General features: G+C 66.2%; 37 protein-coding genes and 1 tRNA gene. 16 read left to right on the top strand and 22 right to left on the bottom strand.

Annotated elements, in window-relative coordinates; translation table 11 throughout:
• The first annotated feature begins 11 nt into the window (after nt 1-11).
• The 10 genes from CCR97_RS08160 (at nt 12) to CCR97_RS08115 (ending at nt 4,730) form a co-directional block, all read left to right on the top strand.
• Nucleotides 12-470, top strand: coding sequence for a hypothetical protein (locus CCR97_RS08160; protein ID WP_170145734.1), 459 nt, complete (start codon nt 12-14; stop codon nt 468-470).
• Nucleotides 463-732 (top strand): hypothetical protein, encoded by a 270-nt coding sequence (locus CCR97_RS08155; protein WP_111356264.1) that lies wholly within the window; start codon nt 463-465, stop codon nt 730-732. Before CCR97_RS08160 ends, CCR97_RS08155 begins: the two co-directional genes overlap by 8 nt.
• Complete coding sequence (locus CCR97_RS08150) at nt 725-916, top strand: hypothetical protein (RefSeq protein ID WP_111356263.1); 192 nt, start codon at nt 725-727, stop codon at nt 914-916. Before CCR97_RS08155 ends, CCR97_RS08150 begins: the two co-directional genes overlap by 8 nt.
• The gene (locus CCR97_RS08145) at nt 909-1,151 is read left to right on the top strand and encodes a hypothetical protein (RefSeq protein ID WP_111356262.1); all 243 of its coding nucleotides are present in this window, start codon (nt 909-911) and stop codon (nt 1,149-1,151) included. The genes CCR97_RS08150 and CCR97_RS08145 overlap by 8 nt, the downstream gene beginning before the upstream one ends.
• A 4-nt stretch (nt 1,152-1,155) precedes the next feature.
• Nucleotides 1,156-1,413: a hypothetical protein gene (locus CCR97_RS08140; RefSeq protein ID WP_111356261.1), complete on the top strand. Its 258-nt coding sequence runs from the start codon at nt 1,156-1,158 to the stop codon at nt 1,411-1,413.
• A 2-nt stretch (nt 1,414-1,415) separates the two neighbouring features.
• On the top strand, nt 1,416-1,799 hold the full coding sequence (locus tag CCR97_RS08135; protein ID WP_111356260.1) for a hypothetical protein: 384 nt from the start codon (nt 1,416-1,418) through the stop codon (nt 1,797-1,799).
• A gap of 1 nt (nt 1,800) precedes the next feature.
• Nucleotides 1,801-2,052, top strand: a complete 252-nt coding sequence (locus CCR97_RS08130; RefSeq protein WP_111356259.1) for a hypothetical protein — start codon at nt 1,801-1,803, stop codon at nt 2,050-2,052.
• A 100-nt stretch (nt 2,053-2,152) separates the two neighbouring features.
• The gene (locus CCR97_RS08125) at nt 2,153-2,686 is read left to right on the top strand and encodes a hypothetical protein (protein ID WP_146618680.1); all 534 of its coding nucleotides are present in this window, start codon (nt 2,153-2,155) and stop codon (nt 2,684-2,686) included.
• Nucleotides 2,687-3,067: 381 nt separating this feature from the next.
• Nucleotides 3,068-4,111: a tyrosine-type recombinase/integrase gene (locus CCR97_RS08120; protein ID WP_111356256.1), complete on the top strand. Its 1,044-nt coding sequence runs from the start codon at nt 3,068-3,070 to the stop codon at nt 4,109-4,111.
• Between the two features lie 175 nt (nt 4,112-4,286).
• Complete coding sequence (locus tag CCR97_RS08115; RefSeq protein WP_111356255.1) at nt 4,287-4,730, top strand: hypothetical protein; 444 nt, start codon at nt 4,287-4,289, stop codon at nt 4,728-4,730.
• A gap of 49 nt (nt 4,731-4,779) precedes the next feature.
• On the opposite strand, the gene CCR97_RS08110 is transcribed toward CCR97_RS08115, so the two are convergent.
• The 4 genes from CCR97_RS08110 to CCR97_RS08095 all read right to left on the bottom strand — a co-directional run bounded on the left by CCR97_RS08110 (nt 4,780) and on the right by CCR97_RS08095 (nt 6,053).
• Entirely contained in the window at nt 4,780-5,016 is a 237-nt protein-coding gene (locus CCR97_RS08110) for a hypothetical protein (RefSeq protein ID WP_111356254.1), read from the bottom strand.
• Entirely contained in the window at nt 5,013-5,225 is a 213-nt protein-coding gene (locus tag CCR97_RS08105; RefSeq protein WP_111356253.1) for a hypothetical protein, read from the bottom strand. Before CCR97_RS08105 ends, CCR97_RS08110 begins: the two co-directional genes overlap by 4 nt.
• A gap of 496 nt (nt 5,226-5,721) precedes the next feature.
• Nucleotides 5,722-5,916, bottom strand: a complete 195-nt coding sequence (locus CCR97_RS08100) for a hypothetical protein (protein WP_111356252.1) — start codon at nt 5,914-5,916, stop codon at nt 5,722-5,724.
• Entirely contained in the window at nt 5,913-6,053 is a 141-nt protein-coding gene (locus CCR97_RS08095) for a ribbon-helix-helix domain-containing protein (protein WP_201159430.1), read from the bottom strand. The genes CCR97_RS08100 and CCR97_RS08095 overlap by 4 nt, the downstream gene beginning before the upstream one ends.
• Before the next feature lie 104 nt (nt 6,054-6,157).
• On the opposite strand from CCR97_RS08095, the gene CCR97_RS08090 reads away from it, so the two are divergent.
• The 4 genes from CCR97_RS08090 to CCR97_RS08075 all read left to right on the top strand — a co-directional run bounded on the left by CCR97_RS08090 (nt 6,158) and on the right by CCR97_RS08075 (nt 7,185).
• Nucleotides 6,158-6,391, top strand: coding sequence for a hypothetical protein (locus CCR97_RS08090; RefSeq protein WP_146618679.1), 234 nt, complete (start codon nt 6,158-6,160; stop codon nt 6,389-6,391).
• Between the two features lie 33 nt (nt 6,392-6,424).
• Nucleotides 6,425-6,586 (top strand): hypothetical protein, encoded by a 162-nt coding sequence (locus tag CCR97_RS08085; RefSeq protein ID WP_170145733.1) that lies wholly within the window; start codon nt 6,425-6,427, stop codon nt 6,584-6,586.
• Between the two features lie 101 nt (nt 6,587-6,687).
• Complete coding sequence (locus CCR97_RS08080) at nt 6,688-6,972, top strand: hypothetical protein (protein ID WP_111356249.1); 285 nt, start codon at nt 6,688-6,690, stop codon at nt 6,970-6,972.
• A 138-nt stretch (nt 6,973-7,110) separates the two neighbouring features.
• A tRNA-Gln gene (locus tag CCR97_RS08075) sits at nt 7,111-7,185 on the top strand.
• Here CCR97_RS08075 and CCR97_RS08070 read toward each other — a convergent pair.
• The 11 genes from CCR97_RS08070 to CCR97_RS08020 form a co-directional block, all read right to left on the bottom strand.
• Nucleotides 7,186-7,479: a hypothetical protein gene (locus CCR97_RS08070; protein ID WP_111356248.1), complete on the bottom strand. Its 294-nt coding sequence runs from the start codon at nt 7,477-7,479 to the stop codon at nt 7,186-7,188.
• 240 nt (nt 7,480-7,719) lie between these two features.
• Nucleotides 7,720-7,863, bottom strand: coding sequence for a hypothetical protein (locus tag CCR97_RS08065; RefSeq protein ID WP_170145732.1), 144 nt, complete (start codon nt 7,861-7,863; stop codon nt 7,720-7,722).
• A gap of 4 nt (nt 7,864-7,867) precedes the next feature.
• A complete protein-coding gene (locus CCR97_RS08060) occupies nt 7,868-8,485 on the bottom strand; it encodes a hypothetical protein (RefSeq protein WP_201159429.1) in 618 nt (205 codons plus the stop codon).
• A 3-nt stretch (nt 8,486-8,488) separates the two neighbouring features.
• Nucleotides 8,489-9,718 carry a lysozyme family protein gene (locus tag CCR97_RS08055; protein WP_111355267.1) on the bottom strand — a complete coding sequence of 410 codons (1,230 nt, stop codon included), beginning with the start codon at nt 9,716-9,718 and terminating at the stop codon, nt 8,489-8,491.
• A gap of 77 nt (nt 9,719-9,795) precedes the next feature.
• Nucleotides 9,796-10,767, bottom strand: a complete 972-nt coding sequence (locus CCR97_RS08050; RefSeq protein ID WP_146618621.1) for a right-handed parallel beta-helix repeat-containing protein — start codon at nt 10,765-10,767, stop codon at nt 9,796-9,798.
• The gene (locus CCR97_RS08045) at nt 10,767-11,156 is read right to left on the bottom strand and encodes a hypothetical protein (protein ID WP_146618620.1); all 390 of its coding nucleotides are present in this window, start codon (nt 11,154-11,156) and stop codon (nt 10,767-10,769) included. Before CCR97_RS08045 ends, CCR97_RS08050 begins: the two co-directional genes overlap by 1 nt.
• Nucleotides 11,157-11,165: 9 nt before the next feature.
• Nucleotides 11,166-11,852, bottom strand: coding sequence for a hypothetical protein (locus tag CCR97_RS08040; RefSeq protein ID WP_146618619.1), 687 nt, complete (start codon nt 11,850-11,852; stop codon nt 11,166-11,168).
• Between the two features lies 1 nt (nt 11,853).
• Entirely contained in the window at nt 11,854-14,454 is a 2,601-nt protein-coding gene (locus tag CCR97_RS08035) for a host specificity factor TipJ family phage tail protein (RefSeq protein ID WP_201159428.1), read from the bottom strand.
• A 58-nt stretch (nt 14,455-14,512) separates the two neighbouring features.
• Complete coding sequence (locus tag CCR97_RS08030) at nt 14,513-14,938, bottom strand: NlpC/P60 family protein (protein ID WP_111355263.1); 426 nt, start codon at nt 14,936-14,938, stop codon at nt 14,513-14,515.
• A complete protein-coding gene (locus CCR97_RS08025; RefSeq protein WP_146618618.1) occupies nt 14,922-15,173 on the bottom strand; it encodes a hypothetical protein in 252 nt (83 codons plus the stop codon). The genes CCR97_RS08030 and CCR97_RS08025 overlap by 17 nt, the downstream gene beginning before the upstream one ends.
• Before the next feature lie 173 nt (nt 15,174-15,346).
• Nucleotides 15,347-15,871 carry a hypothetical protein gene (locus CCR97_RS08020; RefSeq protein ID WP_146618617.1) on the bottom strand — a complete coding sequence of 175 codons (525 nt, stop codon included), beginning with the start codon at nt 15,869-15,871 and terminating at the stop codon, nt 15,347-15,349.
• Between the two features lie 70 nt (nt 15,872-15,941).
• On the opposite strand from CCR97_RS08020, the gene CCR97_RS08015 reads away from it, so the two are divergent.
• Nucleotides 15,942-16,376, top strand: a complete 435-nt coding sequence (locus tag CCR97_RS08015) for a translation initiation factor 2 (protein ID WP_201159427.1) — start codon at nt 15,942-15,944, stop codon at nt 16,374-16,376.
• A 10-nt stretch (nt 16,377-16,386) separates the two neighbouring features.
• Here the strand turns inward: CCR97_RS08015 and CCR97_RS08010 are convergent, their stop codons facing one another.
• The 6 genes from CCR97_RS08010 to CCR97_RS07985 form a co-directional block, all read right to left on the bottom strand.
• A complete protein-coding gene (locus CCR97_RS08010) occupies nt 16,387-16,818 on the bottom strand; it encodes a hypothetical protein (RefSeq protein WP_111355261.1) in 432 nt (143 codons plus the stop codon).
• A 2-nt stretch (nt 16,819-16,820) separates the two neighbouring features.
• Entirely contained in the window at nt 16,821-19,604 is a 2,784-nt protein-coding gene (locus tag CCR97_RS08005; protein ID WP_111355260.1) for a phage tail length tape measure family protein, read from the bottom strand.
• A 6-nt stretch (nt 19,605-19,610) separates the two neighbouring features.
• Nucleotides 19,611-19,883, bottom strand: coding sequence for a phage tail assembly chaperone (locus CCR97_RS08000; RefSeq protein ID WP_111355259.1), 273 nt, complete (start codon nt 19,881-19,883; stop codon nt 19,611-19,613).
• Between the two features lie 68 nt (nt 19,884-19,951).
• Nucleotides 19,952-20,383: a hypothetical protein gene (locus CCR97_RS07995; protein ID WP_201159426.1), complete on the bottom strand. Its 432-nt coding sequence runs from the start codon at nt 20,381-20,383 to the stop codon at nt 19,952-19,954.
• Entirely contained in the window at nt 20,383-20,592 is a 210-nt protein-coding gene (locus CCR97_RS07990) for a hypothetical protein (protein WP_146618616.1), read from the bottom strand. Before CCR97_RS07990 ends, CCR97_RS07995 begins: the two co-directional genes overlap by 1 nt.
• A gap of 121 nt (nt 20,593-20,713) precedes the next feature.
• The gene (locus CCR97_RS07985) at nt 20,714-22,177 is read right to left on the bottom strand and encodes a phage tail tube protein (protein ID WP_111355258.1); all 1,464 of its coding nucleotides are present in this window, start codon (nt 22,175-22,177) and stop codon (nt 20,714-20,716) included.
• A 166-nt stretch (nt 22,178-22,343) separates the two neighbouring features.
• On the opposite strand from CCR97_RS07985, the gene CCR97_RS07980 reads away from it, so the two are divergent.
• Complete coding sequence (locus CCR97_RS07980; RefSeq protein WP_170145655.1) at nt 22,344-22,514, top strand: hypothetical protein; 171 nt, start codon at nt 22,344-22,346, stop codon at nt 22,512-22,514.
• On the opposite strand, the gene CCR97_RS07975 is transcribed toward CCR97_RS07980, so the two are convergent.
• Nucleotides 22,515-22,952 (bottom strand): phage tail terminator-like protein, encoded by a 438-nt coding sequence (locus CCR97_RS07975; RefSeq protein WP_111355257.1) that lies wholly within the window; start codon nt 22,950-22,952, stop codon nt 22,515-22,517.

Raw genomic sequence — 22,952 nt, 5'->3', positions numbered from 1 at the left:
AGGGGCGGGCGATGAGCGCCTTGCAGCATTTGTGGCGCTTTGGCCGATTACGGTTGGGCTTGTGGCGTTCTTCGTCGTGCTGCTTCTGGTGTGCCTCATCAACGGCCGGCCGCGGCATTATCGCGTCGCTCGACGAGGCGCCGGAGAACATCCGCGCTGCGTTCGTCACGACCAACACCGAACTATCCGAGACCGCCGACTTTCTGGCGCGCGCGGCGGCTGGCGGCGAGGTGTGGCCCGAGTACGAAGCCGAACTGACGCGGGTGAAGGCCGACCGAGACGCCGCCAGGCGCGATCTGGCCGAGGCGGCGGAGGCTCTGGAGGCGTGTGAAGGATGGATCGCGCGCTGGTCTGCGCACGTCGGGTTCTGTCGCGGCGGCAATACATGCACCTGTGGGCGCACGGCTGTTTTGCACACGGCCAGCGACCTTATCGCCCGCCTGCAGAGCACGGAGAAGACCGATGTGTGACAACGAGGACGACTACCATGAGCCCAGCATCCCGACTGATCACGTCCTCTGCCCGCGGTGCAACGGTGATGGCGAGATCGCCTGCCATTGCGGAGGCGATCTGTGCGTCTGCGGAGAGGAAGAGCAGCCGTGCCCGCTGTGCGGTGGAGAGTATGGCGGGGACGGGTACGTGTCGCGCGACACGGCCGATCGCTACTGGAAGCGGCAGCACGAGATACGCGACGCGATCCGAAAGGTGATGGAGGGCAACGCCGATGGCTGAGACCACCATCAAGATGTGGGCGCCGTGGCACCCGGAGCATGGATTCGGCGAGGTCTGGGCTGCTTCGGCCTTCGGCAACATTGACGAGGCGATCAGACTCAACAACGCGAGGCGCATCATGGGCGACGACGATCGATGGAAGGTCGTCCCGGTCACGGTGGCGCGGGAGCCGTCCAATGCCTGACCTCCGCCACGACGACGCAGGCGCCATCGACGAGGTCGTGGCCCGCGGGGCTGACGTGCAGATCGAGCGCATGTCGGGCTCGTCATGGTTTGTCTGCATCACCGATCAGGACGGTTCGGAGACGAGGTTTTTCATCAACGCAAAGAACCCGCGTGCTCGCGTCAATGCGATCAACGTGCAAACCAGCGGCGCCGGGCCGGCGCGCGAGCAGGGCAACGGATGGGTGGAGAGGTAGAGCGATGGCAATCTCGATGCTGGCCACGATGGTGGCCGATCTGGACGACGAGGACATGGACTCCATGACAGTCGCGGAACTCTCGTTCGACGAGAGTCCTGACGAGCACGGCGTGTCGCCGGACGATCCTATGTACGTCGTGTTCAAGGACATGTCGGGCCGTCTAAATGATCTGCTGACGGTTCGGGAAGGCGCGGTGGAGCGACGCCGCCGGCTGCTCCGCTGCCGCGACGTGTTGACCAACGCGTTCAAAGGAACGTGACCATGGCGACCGAGAAGCAGATCGAGGCGGCAGCGGAAATCCTGCGCGACATGATCGACGCACCGCCGAGCGTGACCGAAACGCTGATCAGGGATGCGCTGGATGCGGCGGAGCGGGTCGCGTGGGAGCCCATCGAACATCTCCCCGCCGCGCCGTGTCAAGTCGAGTATTTCTACCGCGATTTGAAGCTTGACGATTGTCGTGGGGGTCCGAAATCCGCGGTGATCAAGTCTTGGCGTGATCTCCGGTTAGGCCACGGGTATTGGGACGGCCAACGTTGGCGGGGGCTTCTAACGGGACATGATGTATTTCAATTTCAAGACGACACGACAATCCTCCCGACTCACTACCGCATCAGTAGCGCCCCGCCGGCCGAGGAGAAGTGACATGACCATCGACCCCGACTTCTCCGACCAGCTCTCCAAGCTTTGCTCACGCGAGTGCGTCCACGCCCGCAAAGACCCGGCTCGCGCCGCCGTCATGATCGAGCGGCTCGTCCATTCACTCGGGCTCACCATCGCCGTCGCGTCCCGCGGCGATCCCGGCGTGATGAACACGCTATGTGAGGGTGCGTCTCAGCAGTTGTTTCAGTCGGCATCTGGGATGGCCGACGTTTCGGTCCAGGGGAGGCGGCAGTGACGATTGACGAGCTGATCTGCATCGCCGCGCTCCGGGCGTGGAAGGCGAAGGGCTGACCACCCCGCCCGCGCGGCCGGCGTGCGGGTAACAGGAGATGAGGATGTCCAAATTTTCGAGACGCTCTGTTCTGAAAGTCGCCGCTGCTGTTCCCGCGGTTGCCGCAATCAGCGCCACCCCTGCGGCTGTCTGCGAGTCTGCCGCTGCGCCAGTGGCGACTCCCGTCGTCGCTGCGGAGCGGCCCTATCGCTGGTGGTTCACGACCGATGTCGGCGGCGAGTTCTTCACCGATCTGTGCGATTCCAAAGAACAAGCGCTCGCGCGTCTCGATGACTATGGCTACGGCCTCGTCGCCGAGTGCCAGGATGGCGACTTCGACCTGCATGTCGACGCTGATGTACTGTATGACCTGTTCTACGGCCAGAACGAAGACCGGATGAACGAGGACGGTGAGTTCCTCAGTTTCACAGCCGATCAAGAACGCGATCTCGCCGACATGGTCAACGCCGCAATCGATGCGTGGATCGAGAAGCACGGGATCGACACGAAGGCGCCGATATTCCAGGACGTGCGCGAGTACGCCAAGAAAGCGCCGCCGCCACGCAAGGCGTTGCCGTCCGGCATGGAGCCCGCCTGACCATGCGCCGCCCGTCCTGGTCCGAGCTGCCGAAGAAGCGCCGCCCGCACCAGATCGTGCCCGACGGGTTCTTGCGGTTGCGCGGGAGCCCGTTCCTGGAGGTGAGGTTCAGGTTCCGTCTGAAGCGCAACCGCCGGGTTTGGCGCTGTCTCGGGCAGTTTTTCCGGTGGAACAAGAACCGCATGCCGAAGAGAGGGTGACCATGCCCGACCTCCTGACCATCCGGGAGGCTGCCGAGCGGTTCCGCAAGGGGCCGCGCTGGCTCCGGTCGTGGCTGCGGGCTCACCCCGTAGACCACACCGGGCGCCCCTTCTACACCCGCGCGGGTCGCACTATGCTGTTCAGCCCCCGAGACCTGGACCGCATCGCCGAGACCATGCAATGGCTCTCCGTCTCCGCCCGCCCCGCCTCGGCCGGACGCCGAACTGGGAAATCCGCGGCACACACCGCGGGATCGCGGTCGAGCGCAGTGCGGGCTCTCCTGACCGGCGGATCGCCGAACGGCGGCTCCGCGAGGTAGAGCGCGAGATCGAGGCCGGCGAGTGGAGCACCCCGCCTGCCCCGCGCCACGAGCCTACGTTCGCCGACGCCGTCGAGGGCTACGTCCGAGCCGGCCGGCGCCGCAAGTACCTCCTGAAGCTCCTGGACCGGTTCGGCGACACGCCGCTGTCGGGGATCACGCAAGCCGAGATCGACCGGGCCGCTGTCGAGCTCTATCCGGCCGTCCAACCGCAGACCCGCAACACGTGCTTCTACACGCCGCTGTCGGCCGTGCTGCGCCATGCTGGCGTCGATCGCCCGATCCGCCGGCCCAAGGGCGCTAAGGGGCGGGTCGTTACCCGGTTCCTGACGCAGCCGGATGCGTTCGCCATCATCCGCGAGGCCGACCAGATCGACGCTCGGCTCGGGCTGCTCCTCCGGCTTCTGCTCTACACCGGGATGCGCATCAACGAGGCGCTGCGGCTGCGGTGGGAGGACATCGACCTGGCCGGTGGGACGGCCTATGTCGGGCTCACCAAGACCGGGGAGGCGCGCACCGCCAAGCTCCGGGCCGACCTGGTGGCGCAGCTCCGTGCCATTCGACCCGAGACCGGCGCCGGCCGGGTGTTCCAGTTCGCCTACGGCGGCCGGCTGAAGGACCAGTTCCTGCGCGCCAAGCTCGCGGTGTGCGACGTGCCGATGCCGCCCCGCGGCAAGAAGGGCCAGCGCCGGCCGCGGCTCGACTACCGGCTGGCGTGGGTGAACTTCCACACCTTCCGGCACACATGGGCGACTTGGATGCGGATGTACGGCGGCGCCGACGTGCAGGGGCTGGTGGCGACGGGGAACTGGTCGGACCCGCGCTCGGCCGCCCGCTACGCGCACGTAGTGCCGCGCGACGAGTGGTGCCGGGTCGACGACCTGCCGGGCGAGCCCGAAGGGTGAACAGATTCCCCAAAATTTCCCCAGATCGTTGCATCGTGTGCGTGTTCCGTTCGTGCACCAAACGACGCGAACGTGCCGGATAACAGATGGATTTCGTTGATTTTTCAGCGTATAAAAGGGGTGCGGCCGGCTCTTGGGGGAGAGCCGGCAACGATAAGCAATATCAGAGGGATAAATGACGACGGTTGCCCATTCCCCGGATTTTCCCCGCCGCGCCAGAAGCCGCGCGCGCAAGGTGACCGCCGCGGCACACACGATCGAACGCAGCCTGCGTCAGCGGATCGAGGGCGCCCTACGGGTCAGGGTGGCCGCGGCCAAGTGTCGGAAAGTTTCGAAAGCTGTGGAGAGCGACTTGACGCTCGATTGGGCGTTGGCCGAGGTCGAGCGAAACGGATTGCGGTGCGCCGTCACCGGTATTCCGTTCTTCAAAGAAGTGAAGAGGGCGACGAATTGGGATCCCTACGCCCCGTCGATCGACCGCATCGTCCCGGCCCGCGGGTACGTTCAGAGCAACTGCCGGATCGTGCTCGCCAGCATCAACGCCGCATTGTCGGACTGGGGCGAGGAGGTGTTCGCAGACATCGCCAAGGCATTCCTCTCCAGGCGAGAGGGGCGCTGAGGGTCGTTGTCCCTCGTCCCTCCTCGATGGTCCAGCGCGCCGCCCCAACTCAGCGCCGCTCGCGCGCGTACTTAGCGGCCCTGGTCACAAGCTCCTCGGCCTCTGAAAGATAGCCGAGATAGTGGCCGGTGATGTCATCGGACACGCTCTTGCCCTTCTCTGCGTCAAAGGCGTCTCGCTTCCCGTCGATCGACGCCCACGCCCGGGCGATGTCCTCGATCGTAACGCCAGACTGGCGAAGCTCCTGCATCAGCTTCGCGTGGCGCATGTCGCACACTTCGCTCATCCCCTGTCCTCCTCGACGTCCGGCGCGTTCCACGGCCGGGGCGGCTGATCGTGCTCTCCGGTGGCGAATACCACGAGGTCGTCGGGGCCGATCTCGCGGGCGGCGCGGCGATCCCACCATTTGTGAATGAAGGCGGGCCCGCCGAACACGCGCCGGGCCCGGAGATAGGCGTCGTCACGGAAGCCGACGTAGTGGACGCAGCGGGTCATGGTTAGGAAGTGATTAACGGCTCGCCGTTGATTTTGCTGGGGGACGTTTTCGGGCCCGCCTCCGATTCCAGGAAAGAAACCACGCAGCGAGGAAACTCCCACGATACGACCGCACGATCGGGAGGCGCCGCAGCCTGTAGCGGCGAATGTCGTCAAGCACGATCGGGTACGGCTTGGCGTATCTCAGGGGAAGATGGCGCTTCGGACGCGGCCGGCACAACCGCTGTTGCGCTTGCAGTGGCAGTTCCATCCCCTCTCCTCCCTCTACGGGTGCTGGTCGGCCTGCCGGCGGCGGGCGACACTCGCCCACATCGCTTTCTCGCACCAAACGCCGCGTCGCCTATTGGGGAGTCGATCGACTGGCGCAAGTCCGATCGACGCCCGCGTCTCGTTGAAGAGCCGCAACGCATCATCCACGATGCACGTCGGCATCACCCCTCCTTCGCCGGCTCCTCCGGCGCTCCTCCTCACCCTGCCGCCAGCGCGGGCGGGGCGGTTAGACCACCTCACAATCGCGAACGGCACGCGCCTTGAGCTTCTCGACCGCGGCGGCATCGCTCATTCGGCACTTGTAGCCGTTGGCGCGCTCCCACGACGCCTTGTCGCGTCGCTTCTGCTCGGCCTGCTCCTCGGTTCCTTCAAACTCGAAGTACCCGTACCCGACGATGTAGATCAGCCACTTTTCCGTCATCCCTCTCTCCTCTTCTCCGCCCGCTTGAGCGCGACCTCGACCGCGCGGCGGATGAACTCCGATCGTGACGAGACCTCGCCCCGTTCCACGACGGCGTCGATCTTGTCACGCTGACCGGGGGCGAGCGTGATGCTCACCGCCTGGGCTCGTAATTCTGTCTTCTTCGGCTTGCGTCCCATCGCATTTCTATGGTACGTTTATTTGAGACTGTCAAGAGGGGAACGACATGGCCGAGCGATGCTTGAACGAAGAGTTCCAGTTACGCGGTGCATCCTTCGAACTGTGGGCCGACGGCGGCCCGGACACGTGGTGGCTGGCGACGAACGAGCAGCGCACCGCGGACCAGCACGGTGTCCCGCTCAACACCGTGCTGACCGGTGACGAGTTCAAGCCGCCGCTGACCGGTGCTGAAATCAACGCGATCTATGACGTTGTCCTGGACTACTACTGCGACGACTACGGGCCGGAGAACTGACCACCAGCGCCGCTGGCGCATGGAGGATGAGGGATGGACTGGTGGAGCAGGAACGACGACGGGGTGTGGTGCAACGTGTGCGGCAATCTGCTGAAGGCTGCGTTCCATTGCACCGAGGAAGAACTTGACGAGTACGAGCCGGAGCAGTGCCGTCAGTGCGATGCCCCGGATGAAATCGATCCCGACGCAATCTGACGCAGGAGCCTCATCAAGATGAGCGATGACGACGACGAACCCGATCACCCGATGTGCGACCCCGGCCACGAGCAGTGCCGTGACTACCAGGGCACATCAGAATGCAGCGCGACCAGATCGAGCGGTTGCGGGCGGAGAACGAGCGGCTGCGCGGCGTCACGGTCCCCGGCGTTGATGGCGAGGCGCAGAACGGCCTCAACGACACGTTCCTCGGCGACCCATACCCGGTTTCCTCGATAATTGCAGATATCCGCCAGCGACACGTGCAGGCGCTCCATGCCGGGCTGAGCCGCCGCGATTGGTGGGCGACCGAGACAGCAGCCAACGCGCTGCGGGATAGCATCGACCGGCTTCTAATCCGGTTGGAGCAGCAACGACGGACGTGACCCCCGCCCGCGAGCGCGGGCAGCAGGAGGAGAGGAAGATGATCACGATATCGCCGGTTCGGATGTGGGCGACGTTGTTCGGATTCTACGTTCTCGGCGTCGTGGTTGGGCGATTTCTAATTCCCTGACCAATTCCACAGGCGCGTAGCTCAACGGTAGAGCACCGACCTTTGACGTCGGCGGGCGCAGGTTCGAATCCTGCCGCGCTTGCCACTACAGCTTCGACCACGGAATCTTGCTGACCAGATACCAGAGCCCGGCGACGAACATCGACGCCAGCCCACCGACCTGGACCAGCACCCACCATCCGCTCTTGGCGCCCGAGATCGCCGCGAGGAACTCGTTGCTCACCTTCTCGACCTTGTCGTCGATCCGCTCGACGTGGGCCGCGATCCGATCGAGCGTCTCCCGTGTGTGTCGAGCCTCGGCTTCGAGCACGGCGATCCGCTCGCGGGCCTCGCCGTCGAAAGGGCAAGGGCGCCGCGGCTCTGGGCAGGGTTCGGCCATTTCCATGTCATCCATTCGGGGGCACCCATATGCCGGGCCGGCGACGCACATTGCACACAGGGGAGAGCGGCGCGCGGACGCGAGCCGAGAGGTGGGGCTACTTTTGCCGCGTCACATCGGTCGTGGCGGTCTGGCTCGGCTCGTTCCGCGAGACAGGTGCCGGCGGTAGGCGCACAGGGGTGACGCCCGGGACGTGCTGGCCGGGGCGCATGAGTGTATCGATCTTGATCATGCTCTCTCTCAGCTAGATCGCGGGAACAGCCACAGCGGCCATAGAATGACTGACCACGCCGCACCGTGCGGACAGGAGCTGCGGCTTATCAGGACTGCGACCATGCAGCCGATCATCAGGTAGATGGAGACGGCGGCGAACATCCAGATCATGGTGTCACCTCTTGCCCTTCACGGCTTTGACGATCTCGCCCACGACGGACGGCGCCGGCTGGCCCGTGATGGCGGTGAGGCGCTCGTGCGAGCCGGTCCAGACGTGCACGCCGAGCAGGCCGAAGCGGGCGCCCCACCAAGTGGTGAGCAGGCCGGACAGCGCGACCACGTCGGCGACACGGCCCGTCACGGTCGCCCAGATCATCAGGGCGGCCCAGACCGGGCATTCGACCGCGAGCTCGTAGGCGAGGATCGTCCGCCAGGACGACCACCAGCCGTCCGGCCGCGCGGCCGCCGCCTGCACCTCGGCCCGGATCGTCTCGTTGACGGATTCGATGCCGCGGGCCCGCGCCTCGTGCTCGGCCTTGGCGATCTCGGCGAGAGCCGGCCAACGGGCGTGCGCCTCGGCGTCGGCCGCCGCGAGCTTCTCTGCCACTTCGGCCGGCGTCGCCGTGGCGATCGCCTTGCCGACCGCCTCCGGGGTTGCGTCGGTGCCGAGCGCGTCGGCCAGCACGTTGCCGACCACGCCGCCCAGCATGCCACCGAGCGGCCCGCCGAGCGCCCCGCCGATGATGGGGGCGCCGGCTCGCGCGAGCTGCCCCCCGAGGTCTTTCCAGTCCATGGACTACTCCTCCGTGGTGTCGAGATCGGTGGACACCGGCTCGGCCGGCATGGCGGCCGCCGTGCGCCGGCGCTGCCGCCAGACGTGCCAGGCGATGACGCCGAGGCCGATGACGAACAGCGCGGCGAAGGCGAACAGCGTCCACTCCGTGGCGCCCCAGCCCTGCTCGACGCCGGCGGCGGCGCCCGCAGCCGCCCCAGCCGCCGCGGTGCCGGCCGCCGCACTGGCCGCGCCTCGGCCCGACCCGGACTCGGCCGAGAACGCCTTGGCGGTCGTCAGTGCGTTGTCCCAGCGGTTGGTGAGCCCGCGCCAGAACTGCGCGCGGTAGCCGACCACGTCGCGCTCGTAGCCCTCTCGGGCCGCGCGCAGCGCATCAAGGAGGGCCGCCGGCGGCATCGCGGCCGCGGCGGACCGAGTGGTCTGACCGACGACGCCGTCCTGCGTGACGCGGACCGCACGCTGCAGGATCCGCGCGGCGCCGGTCGGGCCCCGGTTGAATGCCGTGTCGCGGAGGAAGAACTCGACGCCCGGGTCCGGGTGCCAGCCGGCGACGCCGGACGTGTAGGCGAGCACGTAGCCGATCGCGCGTTGCTCGGCCTCGGCGTGCCGACCGGCCTCGATCAGCGCCTTGAGCGCGGCGGCCTCGGCCGGGTGATAGCGGTCGTTAATGCCGGCCACCTCGTAGGTTCCACCGCCGTCGCCGGCAGGCAGCCGGTAGACGGCGAGGCGGCCCTTGGCGTCGCGCCGCGCCTCGAAGTCAAGGATCGCCTTGCCCATGCGAGACCGGATGTCGGCGGCGGCAGCCGGCCGGGCCGGGGCCGCGGCGCCGATCGACAGGTCCCACGGCGCCGGATCGTCGTAGCGCGCCGGGTCGGCCGACACGGAGATGTGCAGGTGCTTGTCGTGCTTGCTCGAGCCGCTGTACGGCCGCCACGTCCAGGGCGAGACCGTGGACGAGCAGATCCGGCCGTTCGAGATCAGGTATTTGATGCGCGGGTCGCGCCGCTTCCGCAGCCAGTCGGCGAGCGCGTAGGTGTCGACGCCGCCGGACGGGTCGTGGGTGATGTCAATCGCCGTGACGACGCCGGCCGCGTTCGGATTGTGGTCGCTCGCGCGCGCCGCGTGCGACGTGTCTCCGATCGTCCCGTCGTGGCTCTTGTTCCGCCGCGGGCGCGCGGCGTCGATTTGGTCACGCAGCGCGAGCAACGCGCGCGCGACACGCCAGGTCGGCATGGCGGTTCTCCGTTGATTCAGGGGATCGCCCGGCAGCCGGCCGGGCGCGGGTTTCAGCTTGTCACCAGCGCGGACGTTCAGAAGCCTGAAATCTTTTCCGTGATGCCATCAAAGTTCGTAGTGTTGAAATTGTATTGAGCAGCGAATATCTTTGTTCCGCCAGCGCTGGCACGATGAAATCCTACCGCGCACGACCTTGTGTAAGGATACGCCCATGTAACAGAATAATTATAAGCAGAATTGTTACATGCAAAACCAGCCGTCGTGCAATCTGTCGCAATGCATCCGGACAAGATCAAGCCGTAGTTAGCCGTCGCCGCGCCGTCCGGCTCGACATCGAACCCGCACGATATATTGCTATTGCTATTTCCGTAATTGTGGTCCTTGGACACGCACCCGGACGCTGTGCAATTTTGCGTACCGACAAACGAAAAACCGTTTCTGCTGCTATTCTTCGCATAGCAGTTGCGAAAATGGGAATTGGTGGAACTGCCGTCTGATACAGTGCCACCCATATAAAAACAATCAGAAACGGCATTTATCACCGAACATGCGTCGATGATGCAGTTCTCGGCGTTGATGAGGTAGAATGCAGCCGCCTGCCCGAATTGTCCGACACCGAGATATGGCAGCAGAACGCCGGCAGCGCGACGTGAAACCGCGTTACCGTCATATCGCAAATCTTGAATTATGACGTTGGATGGGCCGGAACCAAGCCAAGTTTCCGACGTCAGATGGATGCCGGTGCAATTGATATCCGCGACGGGGTGAGCCTTGATCGTCGCGCCGTTACCGATGATCCGGGTGTTCGATCTCACATACAGAGGACGAGTGTGGAACACCGTCAACAGAGGCCCTTCGAACACGATCACCCGGCCTGCGCCGTCGTCGAAGAGCTTCTGTAACGCCGCATCCTCCGGCTCGGCACCGTTTCCGTTTCCGATTCCGAAATCCCGATGTGCATAGATCGGGTCGAACCGGTTGCGAATGATCGGAGGCGACGCCGGAGCCCGCAGCCTGTCGATACGACCATATAGTCCCGCGTGCATCAGAAGTCTCCGCCCGTCGCGATGATGTTGAAAGCCTCGGCCTTTTCGGTCGCGGCACGAAGCGAGTAGCCCGACGGAAGAACGAGCGGTTGGTGCGACATGTCGATGGTGGTTCCGAATGCCGGGACCGACGCGGACTTCTCCACCGCAGAAACGGGGACCTCTTTCCACAGCCTGTAATTCGTACCGTCGTGCACGAACAGTCGAATCATACCTGCCGACGTCGTCACCACGGCCTTGATGTCGATTCTGTCGATCCTGCTTCCCGATGACCCTGCCGTCAGGATCATGACGACCGTCCCGGATCCGTCGAGATTGGTATTGGCCGCTGAGACTTGAGCGGCACCACACCGCGGGGTCGATGCGTAATTGGCCGTCGTCGACATCATGCTCTCCTGTCAGCCGTGAATCTGGATGGAAAGAAGGGGGTCGAACTTCGTCGCGGCGACTGCCTCGCTCGCTGCCGCGACCGCGGCATCTCTGGCTGCGACCGCAGCCGCCTCCGCTGCTTCTGCCGACGCTATGATCGCGGCGGACACTTGATCGGTGACGATCCGGAACGTCGCGCCGACTTGCTTTCCGAGCACGTGCATGCCGGCGACCAGTCCACCGGTTGCGACGTCGTTGCCCGTATTGGTCTTGATCGTGAGTGTCGTGCCGCCGCCGTCAAAGGACACCGTCACAGGCGACCCCGTGTTCGTCTCGTAGATGTTGAGCAGCACGAGGTTGCTTTCGCCGATCGGGTAGGCAGCCGTCGCGAGGATGGCGTTCGGCGTGCCGGCTCCGGCGTCCACGGCGATGATGAACGGGATCGGGAGGTCGCTCTTTCGCACCCACCCCGATCCAGTGCTCTCGTACACTCCGTTGTAGGCCGGGATGCTGTCGCCATTGACCCAGGCTTGCGTGTTCGCCGGCTTCGTGGCGGCGTACAGTGCTGCGCGGGATGAATAGGTGAGCCCGGGATTGGTGGTGAGCGATGGGAATTTCTTGACGCTGTAGTTTCCGCCGCCCTCGTCCTGCAGTCCGATCGTGAACGCTGGCACGGAGCCGATGGGCTTGTTCGGCAATCGAATCGGATCAGTCATGTCATGCCTCTGCGAAGGTGGTGCCGGGGACGGTGTGCTCGTAGGTCGCCGACCAGCTCGACGTGAGGCTGTTGACGCCGACGGCGCGGATCGCGAACTCGACGACGTCGGCAGAGCCGTATGGTGAGCTGTCGAGCGTGATGGAGTCGGAACCGCCGAGCGCCGTCGCAGTCGTCCAAGTGCTGGTCCCCTGCTCGCGGTGGCGGAGCTGATACTGCAGCACCGGGGTCGCGTCGCCTGCCGAGAAGAACCAGGAGATTTCATCGACGGTCGAGACCATCGACGTGATCACAGGCGTCGCCGGCGCTGGGATCAGCGAATCGCCGATCGTGTCTCCGATCGCCGGATCCCACGCTGGCGGCACCTCGGCCGCGGTCGACGTGAAAATCTCCGGCGCGTGCGGGACCAGCGTCAGCACGGCCGTGTGATTGTCGCCGCGCTCGATCTTCTGGACGATGACCTCGATCGCCGGCGAGGCCGTGGTGTAGACCGTGGCGAGGTCACCAACCGCCGGATCCGTGCCGGCGTCGGCCAGCACCAGCCGCCGCGTCTCCCCTGTATCCGGCGTCGAGAGCAGCCGATCCGTGATGGTGCCGTTTGCGGCCCGGAACGCAACGCGATAAACGAGCCCGGCCTCGACCGACACCACTTCGTCGACATAGACGACGCCGGAGTCGACGCCAATGACACGCCCGCCGGTCTGCCTCCGGTCGATCACCGGATGCACCAGGATAGCGGCGTCGCCGCGGGTCAGGATCAGGTGCTCTGCATCCTGCGACACGGTCCACGACCGGCGCCGATAGATTGCCTCGTATTGCCGTCGCCGCGCCTCGATCCAGATCTCGTCGGGGTGCGTCTTACCTGGCAACCGCAATTCTTCGATCACGACAGGATCGCCGACGAAGCCGGGCCAGCGCACCACGCGACGGCTCGGCGCGTAGTTGTTGGTCTCGTCCAGAAAGTCGATCGCGAAGGCATCGGGGAAATTCGGCGGTGTGTCGGTCTCGGTCAAGTCCCACGAGTTGCGCGGGCTGATCAGGTCGTAGAAGGTCGTCCTTTCACGGTCGATCGAGACCGTCCAGACCGAGCCGCGCCGGATCACGATGGCGCGGCCCGCAGAGGCGACGTCGGTGAGGAAATCGTCCCGCGTGATCTCGTCGACCTGGTAGGCGTTGAACTCCAGACCTTCGCTGTCGCAGAACTCGGCCCAGTCCTGGAATGCATCGAGATCGAGTGCCTCGTCCGGTTCCGGCCAGACGTTTTGCGGTCCTTGCAGCGCGGCGCGCGCGATCGAGGCCGGGTTGCGGGTCGCCTGCGTCACCCACGCACTGCCGGTCCAGTCTGGGACGATGCGGGTCGCGAGCAGGTTGAAATTGTCGAGGGTGCCGTTCAGCCGGCCTGAGGCGCGCATGCGCAGCTCGGCCACCGCCATCGGCGCGTCGAAGGCGAGCGGATATTCCGGTCGGAACGAGCGCAGCGCGGACCACGACCACGCCGTCTGTTGCGACGACGACCCATCGTCGACGGCGTAGCGCGTCACCTTGATTTCATACGTACCACGCGACGGGAGCGCAAAATATTGCGCTGCCCAGAACGGCCGACGCTCCATTGCCGTAGCCGAGACCGTTCCGAGCGTATTCCATTCTGTTGCGCCCACCTCGCGCGTCTCGACGACGGCGGTTGCGGTCCACGCAATGTAGGAACCGTCGTTCTTGACGTGAAACAACCCGCCCGGAAAGAAGATCTCGACTTCGACTGCCGTGACCTCGGTCGCGGTCGTTCGAATCTGCGCCCCCTCGTCGTACCGAACCTGAATGTTGAGATTCTCTTCGATCACCTGAGATGTGCAGTAGACGAGCTGATCGTCGCCTGTTGTGCCCTCACGCAACGTGATCTGATAGTCGCCGGAGTCGATTTTCGACAGCGCCGTGGTGCCGATCGCCGGCGCAGCAGCCGATAAATCCATCCGGCCTTGACCGAGCAGGAAGGCGGCACGGATCCAGCGCTGCCGCCCGACCACCTCGCCGTAGGGCAACATGGCGTAGGGCGGCGCAACGCGCACGCGACCCCACAATTGCGGAACCGGCCCATTGGCATTCGGCCTGTTTTGGAATCCGTTGATCGAGTAGACGGCGCGGTCGTCCTTCGACTGATCCGCGCCGCGGACCGGAACGAGCGCGTTGACCAACAAAGTTCCGCCGAACAACGCGGTGGCGGAAATCAACGACGTCGCAAGGTTCACGGTCGCAGCCGTCGCCGTGAAACCAGTCAATCCGGCAGCGCCTAGGGCAGCGTTTGCGGCCGCCACGCCGTAGAACTGACCGGTCGCGATCGACGCGACGGCCACAGCCAGGAACAGCGCCGAGCGGAAATAGTCCGTCGCCCCCGGCATCGCCCGGATCAGCACGACGACGCCGGGCCGCGGCCGCACCCGGCCCCAGCGCTCGACCGGGATCACGTGCTCGCCGATCGTGACCCGCAACCGGTCGTACATCGCCGGCGGCAGGCCGGGCAGCGTGCCGAGCACCATGTCGAGCACGCTGGCGCCGAGTGGCGCCACCCAGTCGACGGCGCGATCGGATGGCCCGAAGTCGGGCAGCACGCGGGCGCGCACCAGCCCGAGGTCAGGCAACGGCGCCGGCCGCGTCGTGGTGAGGAGATCAGCCGACATTCACGTGCCTCAGCACTCGCGACACCAGCCCGTCCCACGGCGCGCGACGGTAGGCCTCGATCCGGCTGGTGATGCCGGTCATGACGTGCAGGTGATGCCCGGGCCATGCGACCAGCCCGACGTGGGACTCGGTCAGGCCGTAGCGGAACAGCATCAGATCGAACGGCTCGGCCCGGTCCACGGGCACCTCGCGCCACGGCCAGGCCGCAGCGTCACCGGCGAGCGCCCCGGCGATCTCGGCCCGCTCCGCCTCGCACGGCGCGCCAGCATAGCTCGGCAGCGTAATGCCGAGCTCGTGGTCGTAGACGAGCCGGACCAGACCCCAGCACGAGGCGCCGGCCCGCGTGAGCCCGGCCTCCAGGTACGGGATGCCGAGCCACGCGGCCGACCAGTGGCGATCAGTGACCGGCTTCACGCTTGCCGCCGATCGCTGAGATGATGATCGCCGCGCCGACGCGGTTCTCGATCGTCATCCGCAGCGGCATCACGGCCTCGGGCCCGGCCTCGCAAATCCGCCCGGCACCTGGGATAAACGGGCGCACACCCGGACCTACGACGCCACCCGTCGCATACCCTCGCTGCGGCAGCAGTGCTGTTGCCGCAGCCGGCGCCGCCAGTCCGACGAACCGGAAGAACGATCGACGATCCATAGTGACTCTCCTTCAGCGAAAAAACCCCGGCGCCTTACGATCGGGTGGGGGTTTCATTCAGCTCGCCGTTGTTGTATTGGTGGGTCGTCTCGCGGCTTCGCGCGCGCTCATTGCGGCAGTACGGAGCCCGTCTCGGTGGACCGCGTGGCCGAGACGCGAAGCCGCGGGGCCTCTCACCTAAAAAGCCCCGGCGCCTTGCGCTTCGTCTGCCGTTCCCCGCTGAGCGGGTAGAGCAGATCGGCAGCGCCCGAGCGGTTGGCGTGGCGGGACACTTCGAGCGTGATCGCCTCGTACTTGACCGAGCGGTCCACGACCCGCAGTCCGGTGTAGGCGAGGAACTGCTCGTCCGGCATGGCGATCATCACCAGCGCGACCGAGACCGTGGCGTCGGCGGTCAACCCGCGGATCGACGACCACACGTCCTCGACGACGTTGTCGATGGTGATCGTCGTCGACTGCGCGTTTTCGCTCGTGTCGTCCGGGAGCACGCTGCCGAGCAGCGCGTGCACGTAGGTCTCGCCGGCCGACACCAGACCGTAGCGGATCGGGTCGCTCGACAGCCGCGTCACCGCCTTGTCGGTGTACCGGAGCGGCGCCGAAAGCGTGTCGTCGTCGATCGTCACCAGCACGGCGTAGTCGGTCGTCGACCGCTCGGCGTTTAGTTGCTGTTTTACAACACTCGGGATCTCATTCGGCACGGGCTACCGCCTCCCGATTGTGCCGCGCTCGCGCCGGTCGTAGCGTCCAGCGTCTACACGGGAGGGGATCATGCGTGTATTGCCAGTCATGCTGGCCGCGCTGATGTGCGCCGGCTGCGCCACCATGGTTCGTGGCACCGACGAACAGGTGCGGTTCGTGTCTGAGCCGGAGGGCGCGCTGGCGCGGCTCTCGAACGGCCTGTCCTGCGTCACGCCGTGCGAGATGCCGCTGCCGCGAAAGTTCGAATTCAGCGTCACGTTCGAGAAGTCCGGATTCGAGCCGCAGACCATCGCCGTGAAGTCCGAGGTCGGCGCCGGCGGTGCGGTCGCGGGCGCCGGCAACATCATCGTCGGCGGCGTGATCGGCGCGCTCGCCGACGGCAACTCCGGCGCAATGCTCGACCACACGCCGAATCCTGTGGCGGCCCGCCTCGTCCCGGCGCAGCGTTCCGCCCCGGTCACGCCGCACAGCCCCGTGCGCCCGCCCCGCTCGCCCACGAGCTGAAGGCTCACCATCACCCCGGGAACACGAGCAACGTGAACGACAGCCGCGAGAAGTAGCCCGCGACCTGCGACTCGGCCGGCGCCGCGTCGAACTCGGCCAGCCAATAGGCCGAGACCTCGATCGGCGCGCCGTCCTCGTCGGCCAGGACGAGCCCGTCCTCGTCGCCGAGCAGCGCACCATCGTGACGCGGATCGCGGACCACGAAAGGCAGCACGCCGCCGGCCAGATCCTCGGCCCAGAACCGGCGGAACCTGGCCATGTCGTTCGGCCCTTTGAGGTAAACCTGCGCCGCGACTGGCGTCATCGCCGCGCTGTTCTTGAGGCGCGTCTTGCCAGGCCCGGTGTCGGTCGGTGTGCGCAGCCGGCCGTCCGGCTGCGTCAGCGAGAACCCGTCGACCAGCACGTACTCCGGGAGTTCGCCCGGCCAGACCGCGACCGCCATGATCAGGCCCCCATTCGCCGCGGCCGCTGGCGTGCGCCGAGCGCGCCGAGCACCGACCGGTTCCCGGCGCCGCCCGGGCGCATCGACCCGGCGACCATCTCGTCGATCACGATGCGTGGCTTGCGGCCGCCGCGGCCGTCCGACTCCTCCTCGACGCGGACCTGCGCCGACGAGTTGTTGACGACGTTGAATGTAAAGTTCGTTGACCCGCCACCCCCCACACCCGTCGCAGCCACACCCATCCGGCCGTCCGGCGTGCGTCGCAACGGCATCACGACCTCGGGCTTATTGCCTTCGGCAATCGACGCGATCCCGCCGTTCGCGAGCGGGAAATATTGCATCCTGTCGACGATGCCGCCGCGTTCGAACGGGATGATGTTGCCGCCGGCGAACACGTTGCCGTTGGCCGAGCCGAACAGGCCAGAGATCCACGAGAACATGCCGCCTCCCGCCGCGCCGCCTGTAGCTGCACCGGCGGCTGTCCCGAAAATTCCGTCCCACACCTTGTTGGCTGCCATCTGGATCAGGCGAGACTGGAGCGACGTCAGGACCGATGAGAACTCGTCGGCCGTGATCTTACCATCCGCCATCGCCTGCGCGATCGATCCGAACGCCTCGCGCCCCGCATCGCCGATCGACTTCATGGAATTGTTGAATCGGATCGCCGCGGCCTCGGAGCTGTTCAGAGCCGCCGCGACGTCGGGGTAGATCGACTTGAGCTGTTGCGCGATCTGGACGTCTTCCGACGACAGAAACGCGGTCTCGCGGTCAAACCTGATTTGGTCGTTGATCTGGGCAACAGCGGTCTGCCGCTTGTACTCCGCGGTGGCCTCGTTCTGCCGGAGCAGAGACGCGAGGTGAGCCTTGTCGTAGGCGTCTCTATTCCCGTAGGTCTGCAGCGCCTCTTGCTCAAGCTGATGCCTGATCTGCAAGGCTCCACGCATCTTCTCTTGCTCTGCTGCCGATTTGCCGACGAGGTCGAGTTCAAGCCGCGCGGTTTCCACGCTCTGCTGAGCAGACAGCGTCCTGGCGTTGACCGCATCCGCGATGGCGCGATTCGACTGCTCCAGCGACACGAGCCGCGCGCCCTCGATCTGAGCCGCGCGCTCGGCGGTCGTCAGCTCTTGCCCGGCGAGTTCGAGCGCCTTCTGGCGCGCCGCGATGTTGGCCTGCGCGTTCGGGCCGCGCGCGTTGGCCGTGTCGATGCCGAGCCTCGTCTGCGCGGCCACGCGCTCCATCGGAGACAGCAGCGTGTCCACAGCGCCCTGCGCACGCTGCATGGCAAGCGCGGCCTGATCGATGTTCTTGGTGAACTCGGCGAACCTCGGATCCGCCATCGCCGTCGCGAGAGCCTTGATCTTGTTTTCCAACTCCTCGCGCTGCTGCACCTCCTGGGTCAGCGCGCTGATGATCGGTTGCACGGACAGCGACCGCGCCCGCGACTGGCTCTCCTCCGACGCCTTGCGCTCCGCCTCGGCGACTTTCAGGAGAGCGTCAATCTCGGCCTGCAGCTGCGCGACACGCGCTTGCGCTCCGGCTGCCGGGTCCTTCGACATGAAGAAGCTGGAGGCCGGGTTGCGCGCCATCTCCATCGCGCGACGCTGCACGTCGAGCATTTCGATCGTCTTGAGGCTGATCTGCTCTTGCGTCGACGGGCCGGAGACGATGCGATCGACGCCGCGCCCCATCGCGTCATACGCATCGGGGGCGGCATTCGCGACGGCGTTCCATGCCCGCGCCCACTTCGACGTGCTCGCCTCTGCCGCCTCGATCTTCGGCCTGAGCGCGTCGGTGAGCGTCGCGATCGCCCGCTGCCGGTCGCCCTGTTCCGTCAGCGTCTGGATGTAGTGCAGGGTCTTGGCGTCAAGGAATCCGATGCGCTCGTTCAGCGACTGCGCGCCCTTGACCGGATCAGCGAACGACTCGGCCATCATCTTGGCCGCTTCCGGGCCGGAGACGCCGAGGAACTTTTCGAGCCCGTGGCCGATCGACACGATTTCGCCGATCGCTGCCGAACCGATCTTCCCCGTCTTGACGAGTTCGGTCGCGAGCGCACGCGCCTCGGATATCGAGTAGCCGGTGAGACCGGAGCGCGTGGTGGCGATGTCGTTGAGTTCCGACACGGTCGCCCCCGACGCACTGCCGGCGCCGAGTAGCGCCATCTTCATCTCGCGCTGCGCGTCGGCGTACTGCATCGCCGCCATCGCAGCCGCGGTGCCGATCGCAAGAACCGCGCCGGCCGCGAACCGAGCAGGCGTGACGAGGGCTGCGATTTGCTGGCCGAATCCGGCCATCGAGCCCTTCGTCGACTTGAAGATGTCGATGACCTGCGGCCCCTGGCTGACCAGCGTCATGAACGGCGACTGGCCCATCGCCAACATGGTGAACACGTCGGCGGTCTGTCGCCCGAGATTGGTCATCTCGTGCGCGGCAAGTCCGGTCGAGCGAGCGAGATTTTCGTTCGCCGGCACGATGTCGAGATAACGGCGGCGCGCCTGCTCCATCACGCGCGCGTGCTCGTTCTGCGTGATGACTGCCTGTTGTAGCGCCCGGTCGGCAATGCGCTGCGCGCGCTCGAATGCCTGCTGAGCCTTTACCGCCGGGTCGACCTGCGCGTTCATCGCCGCAAACGACCGCGCCGCCGAGGTCTGCCGGCGCGTCATGGTGTCCGACGACACCGCGACGGCCTGTTGCGCATCTGCGACATCCCGCAAGTCCGAGGCGACGCGGTCCACGCCTTCGGACCGGCCGACCACCCGCAACGTCCTGACCGCGTTCAGTTCCATGTCGCCTTAGTCCCGCTTCTGCCGCTGCCGTTCCGCCTCGGCCCGCTCTGCCTGATCGGCGAGCCACTCTGCGTCGACCGCCCGGACCATGCGGACCAACCGGTCGAAGTCGTCGCCGTCGAGCCCGGCGCGCCCGGCCCATCGGTCGAGCGCGAGCCATGGGATCGGACCGGCCCCGCCCATCGCGCCGTACTGTCGATCTCCGGAGAGGTCGTGGAACGCTGAGAGATAGAGCTCGGCGCCGGGGAGCGGCTCGGGCTCGTCCGGGATCTGCTCCAAGGCCCGGGCCGCTTCTTCGTCGCCTTCCGCGGCGCAGTCCGCGAGCAGGACCGCGCCGGCCTGGTGCGTCAGGCGCCAGCGGAAGACGTCTCGGAGTTTTTTTCCAGCGCCTCGTCGGCCGCCGCCACGTCCTCGCCGACCATCGACGCCGCGGCGAACACGGCGTCACGCAGACGGCGGAAGTCGGGATCGGTCAGCAGCTCGCGGGCCTTCTCGCGGCTATAGGGGAGCGGCGCGCCGCCGGAGGTGAGGCCGCGCCAGTCGGTGAGCACGGTCTCGATCAGGCACTCGGTCTGGATCCGGTCCTGGTCGTCGGCGCCGAGCCCCTTGCGGCGCAGACGCGCCGGGATCTCGTTGATCAGCTTGTGCTGCAGGGCGCGATAGTCAGCGTTGCCGAGCCCGCGGACCCGGAACGCGACGTCGCCGAGTTCGGGGAGGTCGCCGATCCACTCGCCCTGCTCGATGAGGGCCGAGTTGGTCTTGATCTGGGAGAGGTCCATCAGTCGTCACCGTGTTCGGAAGGGGGAAGCGGGTCGACGCGCTCGCGGGATTCGCAACACGTGAGCTTGATCCCGGAGATGCGGCCGACCACAGCAGGCGTGAATTCCACATGCAGATCGACGCTCGCCGCCTCAGCCAGCGCAGCGTTCACTTCGGCGATTGCGTCGACCATTCGACGAGCGACGCGCCTTTGTTCGTGTGTCGCCATTTTGTCCTCGTTCGGGAGGTGGCGGACGGCGGCCGAACCCGCCGCCCGCCTCTGCGCGCAGGGTCTTCGTGGGAGGAGACCACCACGAAGCGGGGCCGCGGCGTTCGGGCCGCGGAACGGGTCACTCGTAGTAGGGAATGCGGTCGATGATGACGTGCGCCGACGTGAGCGTGTCCTTCGACGCCTGGAAATCGCTCGACAGCTCCACGTTCTGGTTCTTCCCGCCCGCTGCCGGGACGCCAGAGCGCAGCGTGGCGCGCGGCACCTGGAGGATGATGGCTTGGCTGTCCTTTGCGGCCCTGACGTTGATGCTGGTCGCGGTGCCCGCGTAGAGCTTGGCCAGCAGCGAGTTCGAGCCGAAGTACGTCGTGATGTTGCCGGTCACGGTGCACTCGCCCTCGCGGTGCCCGACCGGCGACGTCGAGTCGACGGCGTCCTTCATCTCGATGTTGTTGTTGACGTTGAGCGAGAACGAGCGCGCCCAGTTCGGATCGGTGAGGGTCGACCCGTTCTCGGCGAGCCGGCCGACGTTGGCGTGGCAGGCCATCACGGAATTCGTCGTCTCGGCGTCGGGCGATGAATCGAGCGACGTTGTGTCCTGTCCGCCGCCCATGCCCATGAAGTTCACCGAGCCCGTGATCTTCTGCCGGCTCTGGAACGTCAGTTCCAGCGTGTTGGCGACCATGCCTGTGTTGTAGATGTAGGTCGGCGTGGTCTGGCCCATGAACCCCTTCTCGATCGTCATCGACGAGACGGTGGTTCCGTTTTTGATCTGGTCGCCGAACCAGACCTTGATCGTCTTCGAGGCGCCGGAATCCGTGGTCCATCCGCTCGGCAGGTTGTCACAGGTCAGGGCGTGTGCCGCGATCGCGGTGACGCGGGCGAAGCCGTTGCACGCAGCCGTCGCGAACTTGTCGCCCGTCGCTGTGCCGCCGATCTTGATCCACTGGCCGACCGCGAGGCCGAGCGTCGTGAAATCGAGCAGCGTCGATCCGAGCCCGGTGCTGGTCGCCGTGATGTCGCCGGACGCGCCCTGGAACCCGACCACCTTGATCTTCGCGGCGGCGGGCGGGGCCGCCTCGTCGGTGAGCGTGGGCGTGCCAGCGACCACGATGGTCGTCCCGGTCGATGACCCGACCTTGAAGATCCCGTTGTTCGCCGCGTTGGTGAACCCCGTCGTCCGGATCAGATGTCCGGCGACGGCCGCGGCGCCGCCCGACGCGACCGTGAAGGTGTCGGTGGAGTCCGTGACCTGGGTGCACACGCTGTCGGCTGTGCCGTCGTTGTCGAAGGTCGGCGTGTTGGTCCAGGTGGCGAACAGCGCCGACCGGATCACCTCGGACAACGGGGTGTTGTCCTCCGGGTAGCTCAGCTCGAAATTGAGCCCGCCCTGGCTGGCCTGCATCACCTTGATCGGGTCGCCGAGCATGCGGTCCGAGCGGACCTCGTCGCTGTCGACGTACTCCGGCGTGAACGACAGCGACTCGCCGGTGATGCGCATCGTGCGCATGCGCGGGGTGTTGGGCGTCGTCCCGACCGTCGACTCACGACAGACGGCCACCCTCGTACGATTGCTCGACGTCATAGTTTGGGCTCCATCAAAGGGAGGAAGCCGGCGTCATCACGACGGCGGCGGTGTTGCGGCGTCTCACGACGGCGCGGATGACGCTTGCCCAAGGCGCCAGTTAGGGCGTTACGGCTCGCCGAAGCGGCCGGATTTTGGTACTCTCTCCGCCTCACAGGAGGCCGAAATGACACTCCTCGACGCGATCATCGCCGAGCTTGAACGGCAATCAGGCCCACTGTTCAGCGGTGGCCCGTACCTGTACGACTGCGACGACCCGCGCGAATTTGGGATCGACGGGAAGGTCGATCTTGTTGCACTGGCCGAGGCCGTCGAAGCGTTCATGAAGACGAAGTGATCACGCCTCCATTCGTCGCCAGTCAATCGCGACCAGCAGCTCGAACCAATTCCCCTCTTCCGCAGCCGGCCCATTCGTGCCGATCGCGGCGTCCATAAACTCCAAAGCACCACCGAGCAGAGTCGTCCCGCGGAACAGGTCCGCGAGCTGCTTGCACAGCGCGCGGATCTCGCTCACGCCCTGGCCGACCGGGGCGAACACCGAGATCCACAGCGTCCCGTCCTCGTCCCAGCGGTTATCCGCCTGAGTCGCGGCGCCGATGCTTTGCTGGCCGTAGACCACGCCGGTGAGTGCCACAGCGATCCACGGCGACGGCGGCTCGGGCTTGACGAAGTCCTCGTTTTCCCAGCGGATCCGGGTCGCGGTCCACGCCGGCGGCGTGCTCTCGGTGCCCTCCAGGTAGGCCCGGATCGCGTCGTAAACGGCGTCGGCGGCCAT

The organism is Rhodoplanes elegans (genome assembly GCF_016653355.1).
Lineage (GTDB): Bacteria > Pseudomonadota > Alphaproteobacteria > Rhizobiales > Xanthobacteraceae > Rhodoplanes > Rhodoplanes elegans.
This window is presented reverse-complemented; position numbering and strand designations above follow the sequence as displayed.

Coding starts and splice junctions, on each gene's coding strand:
- CCR97_RS08125 (WP_146618680.1), top strand. CDS start 2,153: ATGTCCAAATTTTCGAGACGCTCTGTTCTGAAAGTCGCCGCTGCTGTT.
- CCR97_RS07990 (WP_146618616.1), bottom strand. CDS start 20,592: ATGGCGACACACGAACAAAGGCGCGTCGCTCGTCGAATGGTCGACGCA.
- CCR97_RS08140 (WP_111356261.1), top strand. CDS start 1,156: ATGGCAATCTCGATGCTGGCCACGATGGTGGCCGATCTGGACGACGAG.
- CCR97_RS08015 (WP_201159427.1), top strand. CDS start 15,942: ATGCGTGTATTGCCAGTCATGCTGGCCGCGCTGATGTGCGCCGGCTGC.
- CCR97_RS08010 (WP_111355261.1), bottom strand. CDS start 16,818: ATGGCGGTCGCGGTCTGGCCGGGCGAACTCCCGGAGTACGTGCTGGTC.
- CCR97_RS08145 (WP_111356262.1), top strand. CDS start 909: ATGCCTGACCTCCGCCACGACGACGCAGGCGCCATCGACGAGGTCGTG.
- CCR97_RS08055 (WP_111355267.1), bottom strand. CDS start 9,718: ATGCCGACCTGGCGTGTCGCGCGCGCGTTGCTCGCGCTGCGTGACCAA.
- CCR97_RS08105 (WP_111356253.1), bottom strand. CDS start 5,225: ATGACCCGCTGCGTCCACTACGTCGGCTTCCGTGACGACGCCTATCTC.
- CCR97_RS08160 (WP_170145734.1), top strand. CDS start 12: ATGAGCGCCTTGCAGCATTTGTGGCGCTTTGGCCGATTACGGTTGGGC.
- CCR97_RS08115 (WP_111356255.1), top strand. CDS start 4,287: ATGACGACGGTTGCCCATTCCCCGGATTTTCCCCGCCGCGCCAGAAGC.
- CCR97_RS08025 (WP_146618618.1), bottom strand. CDS start 15,173: ATGGATCGTCGATCGTTCTTCCGGTTCGTCGGACTGGCGGCGCCGGCT.
- CCR97_RS08060 (WP_201159429.1), bottom strand. CDS start 8,485: ATGGACTGGAAAGACCTCGGGGGGCAGCTCGCGCGAGCCGGCGCCCCC.
- CCR97_RS08110 (WP_111356254.1), bottom strand. CDS start 5,016: ATGAGCGAAGTGTGCGACATGCGCCACGCGAAGCTGATGCAGGAGCTT.
- CCR97_RS08150 (WP_111356263.1), top strand. CDS start 725: ATGGCTGAGACCACCATCAAGATGTGGGCGCCGTGGCACCCGGAGCAT.
- CCR97_RS08005 (WP_111355260.1), bottom strand. CDS start 19,604: ATGGAACTGAACGCGGTCAGGACGTTGCGGGTGGTCGGCCGGTCCGAA.
- CCR97_RS08070 (WP_111356248.1), bottom strand. CDS start 7,479: ATGGCCGAACCCTGCCCAGAGCCGCGGCGCCCTTGCCCTTTCGACGGC.
- CCR97_RS08040 (WP_146618619.1), bottom strand. CDS start 11,852: ATGACTGATCCGATTCGATTGCCGAACAAGCCCATCGGCTCCGTGCCA.
- CCR97_RS08080 (WP_111356249.1), top strand. CDS start 6,688: ATGCAGCGCGACCAGATCGAGCGGTTGCGGGCGGAGAACGAGCGGCTG.
- CCR97_RS08120 (WP_111356256.1), top strand. CDS start 3,068: ATGGCTCTCCGTCTCCGCCCGCCCCGCCTCGGCCGGACGCCGAACTGG.
- CCR97_RS07975 (WP_111355257.1), bottom strand. CDS start 22,952: ATGGCCGCCGACGCCGTTTACGACGCGATCCGGGCCTACCTGGAGGGC.
- CCR97_RS08050 (WP_146618621.1), bottom strand. CDS start 10,767: ATGCACGCGGGACTATATGGTCGTATCGACAGGCTGCGGGCTCCGGCG.
- CCR97_RS08100 (WP_111356252.1), bottom strand. CDS start 5,916: ATGACGGAAAAGTGGCTGATCTACATCGTCGGGTACGGGTACTTCGAG.
- CCR97_RS08135 (WP_111356260.1), top strand. CDS start 1,416: ATGGCGACCGAGAAGCAGATCGAGGCGGCAGCGGAAATCCTGCGCGAC.
- CCR97_RS08065 (WP_170145732.1), bottom strand. CDS start 7,863: ATGATCTGGATGTTCGCCGCCGTCTCCATCTACCTGATGATCGGCTGC.
- CCR97_RS08085 (WP_170145733.1), top strand. CDS start 6,425: ATGGACTGGTGGAGCAGGAACGACGACGGGGTGTGGTGCAACGTGTGC.
- CCR97_RS07985 (WP_111355258.1), bottom strand. CDS start 22,177: ATGACGTCGAGCAATCGTACGAGGGTGGCCGTCTGTCGTGAGTCGACG.
- CCR97_RS08045 (WP_146618620.1), bottom strand. CDS start 11,156: ATGATGTCGACGACGGCCAATTACGCATCGACCCCGCGGTGTGGTGCC.
- CCR97_RS08155 (WP_111356264.1), top strand. CDS start 463: ATGTGTGACAACGAGGACGACTACCATGAGCCCAGCATCCCGACTGAT.
- CCR97_RS08130 (WP_111356259.1), top strand. CDS start 1,801: ATGACCATCGACCCCGACTTCTCCGACCAGCTCTCCAAGCTTTGCTCA.
- CCR97_RS07995 (WP_201159426.1), bottom strand. CDS start 20,383: ATGGACCTCTCCCAGATCAAGACCAACTCGGCCCTCATCGAGCAGGGC.
- CCR97_RS07980 (WP_170145655.1), top strand. CDS start 22,344: ATGACACTCCTCGACGCGATCATCGCCGAGCTTGAACGGCAATCAGGC.